This window comes from Streptococcus sp., from assembly GCF_019414905.1.
Classification (GTDB): Bacteria; Bacillota; Bacilli; order Lactobacillales; family Streptococcaceae; genus Streptococcus.
Map to the genome: position 1 here is coordinate 1 of NZ_DXLC01000170.1, position 7,518 is coordinate 7,518.

The 7,518-nt window shown below is 43.3% G+C and carries 7 protein-coding genes; 1 reads left to right on the forward strand and 6 read right to left on the reverse strand.

Translation table 11 applies throughout. The features are described 5' to 3' along the window. The 3 genes from QZ359_RS05005 to parE all read right to left on the reverse strand — a co-directional run. Nucleotides 1-800 (reverse strand): DNA gyrase subunit A (locus tag QZ359_RS05005; RefSeq protein ID WP_293963530.1); only part of this gene is annotated, 800 nt, incomplete at its 3' end. Between the two features lie 204 nt (nucleotides 801-1,004). Continuing rightward, nucleotides 1,005-1,823 (reverse strand): aminoglycoside 6-adenylyltransferase, encoded by an 819-nt coding sequence (locus QZ359_RS05010; RefSeq protein WP_293963532.1) that lies wholly within the window; start codon nucleotides 1,821-1,823, stop codon nucleotides 1,005-1,007. Between the two features lie 27 nt (nucleotides 1,824-1,850). Then, nucleotides 1,851-3,794: a DNA topoisomerase IV subunit B gene (parE, locus tag QZ359_RS05015; RefSeq protein ID WP_293963535.1), complete on the reverse strand. Its 1,944-nt coding sequence runs from the start codon at nucleotides 3,792-3,794 to the stop codon at nucleotides 1,851-1,853. A gap of 135 nt (nucleotides 3,795-3,929) precedes the next feature. Here parE and plsY point away from each other — a divergent pair, with 135 nt between their 5' ends. Beyond that, entirely contained in the window at nucleotides 3,930-4,571 is a 642-nt protein-coding gene (gene plsY, locus QZ359_RS05020; RefSeq protein WP_070527256.1) for a glycerol-3-phosphate 1-O-acyltransferase PlsY, read from the forward strand. Nucleotides 4,572-4,603: 32 nt separating this feature from the next. Here the strand turns inward: plsY and QZ359_RS05025 are convergent, their stop codons facing one another. The 3 genes from QZ359_RS05025 to QZ359_RS05035 all read right to left on the reverse strand — a co-directional run. Next, nucleotides 4,604-5,560 (reverse strand): ABC transporter permease, encoded by a 957-nt coding sequence (locus tag QZ359_RS05025; RefSeq protein WP_293963540.1) that lies wholly within the window; start codon nucleotides 5,558-5,560, stop codon nucleotides 4,604-4,606. A gap of 2 nt (nucleotides 5,561-5,562) precedes the next feature. Beyond that, nucleotides 5,563-6,621, reverse strand: a complete 1,059-nt coding sequence (locus QZ359_RS05030) for an ABC transporter permease (protein ID WP_261052452.1) — start codon at nucleotides 6,619-6,621, stop codon at nucleotides 5,563-5,565. Next, on the reverse strand, nucleotides 6,614-7,518 hold a 905-nt coding region (locus tag QZ359_RS05035; protein ID WP_293963545.1), incomplete at its 5' end, for an ATP-binding cassette domain-containing protein. The genes QZ359_RS05035 and QZ359_RS05030, both read right to left, overlap by 8 nt.

Genomic DNA, 7,518 nt, shown 5'->3' on the forward strand with positions numbered 1-7,518 from the left:
TTGGCCTTGTTGATTTCATAAGGAATCTCAGTAACAACAATTTGTTCCTTACCACCTTTTAGATTTTCAATCTCAGTCTTGGAACGAACAACCACGCGCCCTTTCCCAGTTTCATAGGCCTTCTTGATTTCATCACGGCCTTGGATAATCCCTCCTGTCGGGAAATCTGGCCCAGGCAAGAATTCCATGAGTTTTTCAACTTTTGCCGTTGGATGGTCAATCATATAAACCGCCGCATCGATGACCTCAGCTAAATTATGGGGAGGAATATCTGTCGCGTATCCAGCTGAAATACCAGTAGAACCATTGACTAAAAGGTTTGGAAAAGCTGCTGGCAAGACTGTCGGCTCTTTCTCCGTATCGTCAAAGTTCCATGCAAAAGGAACAGTCTTTTTCTCGATATCCTGAAGAAGATAGCCAGCAATCTCAGACAAACGCGCCTCGGTATAACGCATAGCTGCAGGCGGATCTCCATCCATAGAACCGTTATTACCGTGCATTTCAACTAGAATCTCACGGTTCTTCCAGTCCTGAGACATACGGACCATGGCATCATAGATAGAAGAATCCCCGTGTGGGTGAAAATTACCCATGATGTTCCCGACAGACTTGGCCGACTTACGGTAACTCTTGTCAAAGGTATTGCCATCCTTATTCATCGAATAAAGAATGCGGCGCTGAACCGGCTTCAAGCCATCACGAATGTCTGGCAAAGCCCGGTCTTGAATAATGTACTTGGAGTAGCGACCAAAGCGCTCTCCCATGATGTCCTCCAGGGACATGTTTTGAATGTTACTCATATAGGATACAGAGCCCGTAAAGCATAAAGTGAAAATAGAAAATTCTTGAAGTAAGCAAGCTCACCAGAGAATTTATCTTTTTCACGCGTCATTTAGGGCGTGTTCAACTCCTTTCAAAGAATATAGAGTAGGTTTTTACAGAAAAGGTGTTCGGTTACTATAAAGAACCAAACTATCCTTCTGTAGTTTAATCTTTTTAATTAGTCAGCGATTAAGAAGCCTATGCTCAACATACTCAATCATCTTCTCAGCCACTTCCTTATCGTAGTCAAATCTCATCTTCTGGGCAAGACTTTGAGCTTCTTTGTGGAAAAGTTGCATCGTATCAAACAAAGACTGAATGATTTTATCACTATTTGAGAAATCAAGTAGACTTGAGAATTCATTCTCTTTCTCAGCAAGCAAATAGTTAAAGAGGTACTTGTAGTTCTTTCCGATATCGACTTTTCCCCTATCACTTGCTACCTGCCAAGCTAAGACTTTTAGTAGCACTTGTTGGCAAATTCCATAAAGATGGTCGATCGCATAGGTGAGTTGATTACGATAAATTCCTTTAACCACGTAGGCTGACACCCACCAAAATTCATTACAGGATTTTTCAAAATCCGTTTCAGTAGCTGGGATTGTCCAGTAACGCTGAGGACTGGGAGAATAAGACTCAAACAAACCTTTCTCATCTACTAAAACTGTGAATCCTGCCTCACTACCCACCCACTCGTTGATGTGTTCTTTAGGACAGAGGGTCAAATCAATCCTATTGCCATCTTCAAAGAGCATAAGAAATAGACGGCGATGTCCCAACCTAACCTCTTGCTCGATAATACGTTTACCAAACTGATCTGTCCAAGATAAATCTGAGATCAGCTCGTCCAGATTCTCTACAACATAGACTACATCGTAATCTTGAAATTCATCTTTTAGGGCCTTTGGATTTGTCCGTGAACCAGACATGGCGACAGCCGCGACTTGTAAAGTTTCAGCAGTCTTTAAAATTACATCGAGCATTTCTGTTTCAGTTCTCATGTTGATACCCATTCATTAAAAACTAACTTAAAAAACTGTCGCTTCTTCCAGCGTAAACTTGACATTGTCTTCAATCCACTTACGTCGTGGTTCTACCTTGTCTCCCATGAGGACATTGACTCGACGTTCGGCGCGTGCTAGGTCTTCGATGGTGACACGTATGAGGGTACGGGTTTCTGGGTTCATAGTTGTTTCCCAGAGTTGATCCGCATTCATCTCACCAAGTCCCTTGTAGCGTTGAAGGGTCGCTCCTTTACCGAAGTGCTTGCGGAGTTCTTCTAGCTCTCCATCTGTCCATGCATAGGCCACTTCTTCTTTCTTGCCTTTACCTTTGGACATCTTGTAAAGAGGCGGAAGAGCGATATAAACATGCCCTGCCTCAACTAGCGGACGCATGTAGCGGTAGAAAAATGTCAAGAGCAAGGTCTGGATATGGGCACCGTCGGTATCCGCATCGGTCATGATAATGATCTTGTCATAGTTGGCATCTTCAAGGGAGAAGTCTGCTCCGACACCCGCACCGATAGTATAAATCATGGTGTTGATTTCTTCATTTTTGAGGATATCCGCCATCTTGGCTTTAGCTGTATTGATAACCTTACCACGTAAAGAAAGAATAGCCTGAAACTTACGATCACGACCTTGTTTAGCAGAACCACCGGCAGAGTCTCCCTCGACCAAATAGAGCTCATTCTTAGCAGGGTTTTTAGACTGGGCTGGGGTTAATTTACCAGACAGCAAGCCCTTATCTTTCTTATTTTTCTTCCCATTTCTGCTCTCATCACGCGCCTTACGTGCTGCTTCACGAGCATCTCGCGCCTTGATAGCCTTGCGGATGAGGTTAGAAGCCAATTCACCATTTTCCATAAGGAAGAAGGTCAACTTATCAGCCACTATTCCATCCACAACGGGACGAGCTAGAGGACTTCCCAGTTTATCCTTGGTCTGTCCTTCAAACTGGAGGTGTTCTTCAGGAACCAAGATAGAAAGAACGGCCGCTAGTCCCTCACGGTAGTCTGAACCTTCAAGGTTTTTATCTTTTTCCTTGAGAAGTCCCGTCTTACGCGCATAGTCATTCATGACCTTAGTGATAGCAGACTTGAGTCCTGTCTCATGCGTTCCACCGTCCTTGGTGCGAACATTATTAACAAAGGACAAGATGTTATCTGAAAATCCATCATTGTACTGAAGCGCTACTTCCACTTGAAAACCATTGTCTTCCCCTTCAAAGTACAGAACTGGCGTCAAGGTTTCCTTGTCTTCGTTTAGATAAGAAACAAAGTCCTGCACCCCATTTTCATAGTGGAATTCAATCCCTTCATCTGTTCGCTTGTCCGTTAAAGACAAGGTCACATTTTTTAAGAGAAAGGCTGATTCATTAAGGCGCTCTGAGATGGTATTGTACTTGAAGTCTGTAGTAGAGAAGATGGTCGCATCAGGCATAAAAGTAACCTTGGTACCTGTTTTAGACTTGGGCGCTGTACCGATTTTCTTCAGAGTCGTGACAGGTTTTCCACCATTTTCAAAACGTTGCTTATAGATTGCACCGTCACGAGTGATTTCTACCTCCAGCCAACTAGATAGAGCATTTACAACGGAAGAACCAACCCCGTGGAGACCGCCAGATGTTTTATAGCCTCCTTGACCGAATTTCCCTCCAGCATGAAGAATGGTAAAGATAACCTCAACTGTTGGAATCCCCATAGCGTGCATTCCAGTCGGCATCCCACGACCATGGTCTTGCACAGTCAAACTCCCGTCTTTATTGATGGTGACATCAATACGGTCACCAAATCCAGATAAGGCCTCATCGACAGCATTGTCGACGATTTCCCAGACTAGGTGGTGGAGACCAGCACCATCGGTCGATCCGATATACATCCCTGGACGTTTTCGAACTGCATCCAACCCTTCTAGCACCTGAATGGCATCATCATTATAATTGTTAATATTGATTTCCTTTTTTGACACAAGGAACCTCCTATTCGTTCATCTTTACTATTCTACAGGTTTTCCAAGGATTTTGCAAAATTTTTCTTTCTCCGCTGTGACAATTTCAGAAGAGATTCTCTGCCTTTCTTCTCCATTTCATGATATAATAGGAGTATGATTACAATAGTTTTATTAATCCTAGCCTATCTGCTGGGTTCAATTCCGTCTGGTCTCTGGATTGGACAAGTATTCTTTCAAATCAATCTGCGCGAGCATGGTTCTGGTAACACTGGAACGACCAATACCTTCCGCATTTTAGGTAAGAAAGCGGGTATGGCAACCTTTGTCATTGACTTTTTCAAAGGAACCCTAGCAACGCTTCTTCCGATTATGTTTCATCTGCAAGGCGTTTCGCCTCTCATCTTTGGACTTTTGGCTGTTATTGGCCATACCTTTCCAATCTTTGCAGGATTTAAGGGTGGCAAGGCTGTCGCAACTAGCGCTGGAGTGATTTTCGGATTTGCACCTGTCTTCTGTCTCTACCTTGCAGTTGTTTTCTTTGGGACCCTCTATCTTGGTAGTATGATTTCACTATCTAGCGTCACAGCATCTATCGCAGCTGTTATCGGTGTTCTACTCTTTCCACTTTTTGGTTTTATCCTGAGTAACTATGACCCTCTCTTCATCGCTATTATCCTAGCTCTTGCTAGCTTGATTATCATTCGGCATAAGGATAATATCACACGTATCCAGAATAAGACTGAAAATCTTGTTCCTTGGGGATTAAACTTAACCCATCAAAATTCTAAAAAATAAACGCCAGTTCAGAACTGACGTTTTTTGTATGCTTATTTTGATTTTATATAGTTGATACCATCTGCTTTTGGTGCAACTGCTTTTCCAAAGAAAGCTGCCAAGACAAGTATTGTCAAAACATAAGGTGCGATTTGAAGATAAACTGTTGGCACACCTTGTAGGAACGGCAATTGAGAACCGATAACAGCCAAACTTTGTGAAAGTCCAAAGAAAAGACTAGATAGCATGGCTCCGATTGGATTCCATTTTCCAAAAATCATCGCAGCAAGGGCGATAAATCCAGGTCCAACAATAGTTGTCACTGAGAAGTTAACTGAGATGGATTGAGCATAAATCGCTCCGCCAATTCCACCTAGGAAACCTGAAATAATAACCCCTAAATATCTCATCTTGTAAACATTGATTCCCAAGGTATCCGCTGCTTGAGGGTGCTCACCTACAGAGCGGAGACGAAGACCAAAGCGGGTCTTGAAGAGGATAAACCAAGCAAGGAATGAGAAGGCAATGGCCAGATAACCAAGTAGACTAGTTGACTTGAAGAAAATATCACCGATAACTGGGATATTTGCCAAGACTGGGAAATCAAAGCGTCCAAAAGTCTGACTTAGGTTGTCAGTTTGTCCTTTGTTATAAAGTACTTTCACCAAGAAAACAGCCAAGGCTGGCGCCATCAAGTTCAATACCGTACCGCTGACAACATGGTCTGCACGGAAATGAACCGTTGCTGCTGCGTGGATAATAGAGAAGAGGCCACCAACCAATCCTGCAACTATCAAAGATAGCCATGGAGTTGCTGCTCCAAATTGTTCTGCAAATTCAAGGTTAAAGACAACTCCAGAAAAGGCACCCATAACCATAATTCCTTCAAGGCCGACGTTTACCACACCACCACGTTCAGAGAAAACACCACCAATACTTGTAAAGATGAGGGGTGCTGAGTAAATCAGCATAGAAGACACCAAGAGGGTGAGCAAGGTTGTAATAGACATCTTTACTTACCTCCTTTAACTTGTTTTTTAGGTTTGACAAAGCGTTCGATAAGGTAATGAACACTGACAAAGAAGATAATAGACGCTGTTACAATGCTGACAAGCTCAGATGGTACCTGCGCCGCATTCATACCTGGGGCTCCAACTTGGAGAACACCAAATAGGAAGGCTGCAAAGAGAATACCAATTGGTGAGTTGGCCGCAAGCAGACTAACCGCCATCCCGTTAAATCCGACAGCCAATGACGCCCCCTGAACATAGACGTTCTGGAAGGTTCCAAGTCCTTCAACAGCTCCACCAAGACCTGCCAAGGCACCTGAAATAATCATTGATAGGATAATCGTTCTTTTTGCAGAAATACCAGCATATTCTGAAGCATGTGGATTAAGACCAACCGCACGGATTTCAAAACCAAGAGTTGTTTTCTTAAGCATGAACCAAATGACTGCAACGGCAATGATTGCAAAGAAAATACCAATATTCATCCGCGAGTTACCAGTTAACTCAGCCAACCAAGGTGTCTGATAGGTTGCATTAGCCCCGACACGAATCGTCGAATCTGTACTTTGCATAAAGTCTTTAGGGAAGGCATGGATAAAGGCATTCCCTACATACAATACGATGTAGTTCATCATAATGGTTACGATAACCTCTGACGTCCCTAGATAGGCTCTAAGAATACCTGGAATCGCACCGACAATCCCTCCTGCAATCAAGGCAATCACGATGGTTGCTAGAATCATCAAGGGACGTGGCATATCTGGATGCGACAAGGCAAACCAACCACTGAGAATCCAACCAGCCAAGGCCTGACCAGGAAGCCCGACGTTAAAGAAACCTGCACGACTGGCAACGGCAAAACCAAGAGCAATCAAGATTAGAGGCCCCATAGCACGGAAGATTTCTCCAATCCCACGCAGGCTACCAAAGGCTGTGTAGAACAATTCTTCGTAGCCCCAAATAGCATCATAACCAAAGATCCACATGACAATGGCTCCAAGTAAAATTCCTAGGAAGACAGAAATCAAGGGAACCGAAATTTGTTGTAATTTTTTAGACATCACTCTTCTCCTTTCCCAAGTTTCCACCAGCCATCAAGACACCAAGTTCTTGTTTATTGGTTGTTTCTGGTGATACAATACCTTGAATCTTCCCATCGTGGATAACGGCAATGCGGTCTGAGACGTTTAAAATTTCATCCAATTCAAAGCTGACAACAAGGACAGCCTTGCCATTATCACGCTCTTCAATCAAGCGCTTGTGGATATATTCAATGGCACCGACGTCCAACCCACGAGTTGGTTGGCTGACGATAAGGAGATCAGGATCTCGATCAATTTCACGAGCAATAATTGCTTTTTGTTGATTTCCTCCTGAGAGTGCAGCTGCAGGAACAAATTCACTGGCAGCACGAACATCAAACTCTTCCATTAACTTTTTAGCATAAGAAGTAATATTTGAATAGTTCAAAATTCCATTTTTACTATGTGGTTCTTTATAGTAGGTTTGAAGGGCAATATTTTCAGAAATCATCATTTCCAAAATCAAGCCATCACGGTGACGGTCTTCTGGAACGTGCCCAACACTCAACTCTGTAATATGACGTGGGTGCAAGCCTACAATTGAATCTCCTTTTAGCTCGATGCTTCCAGATTCAACCTTACGAAGGCCTGTAATGGCTTGAATCAGTTCAGACTGACCATTTCCATCAATCCCCGCAATACCAACAATCTCTCCAGCACGGACATCCAAGGACAGATTTTTCACAGCTGGGACACCGCGGTTTTCATTGACCACCAAATCTTTGATTGACAAGACCACTTCTTTTGGTTGAGAGGCTTGTTTCTCTGTTTTAAAGGAAACAGAACGTCCTACCATCATTTCCGCCAAATCAGCATTGGTAGCTCCTGCAATTTCGACAGTTTCAATTGATTTCCCACGACGGATAACTGTAACGC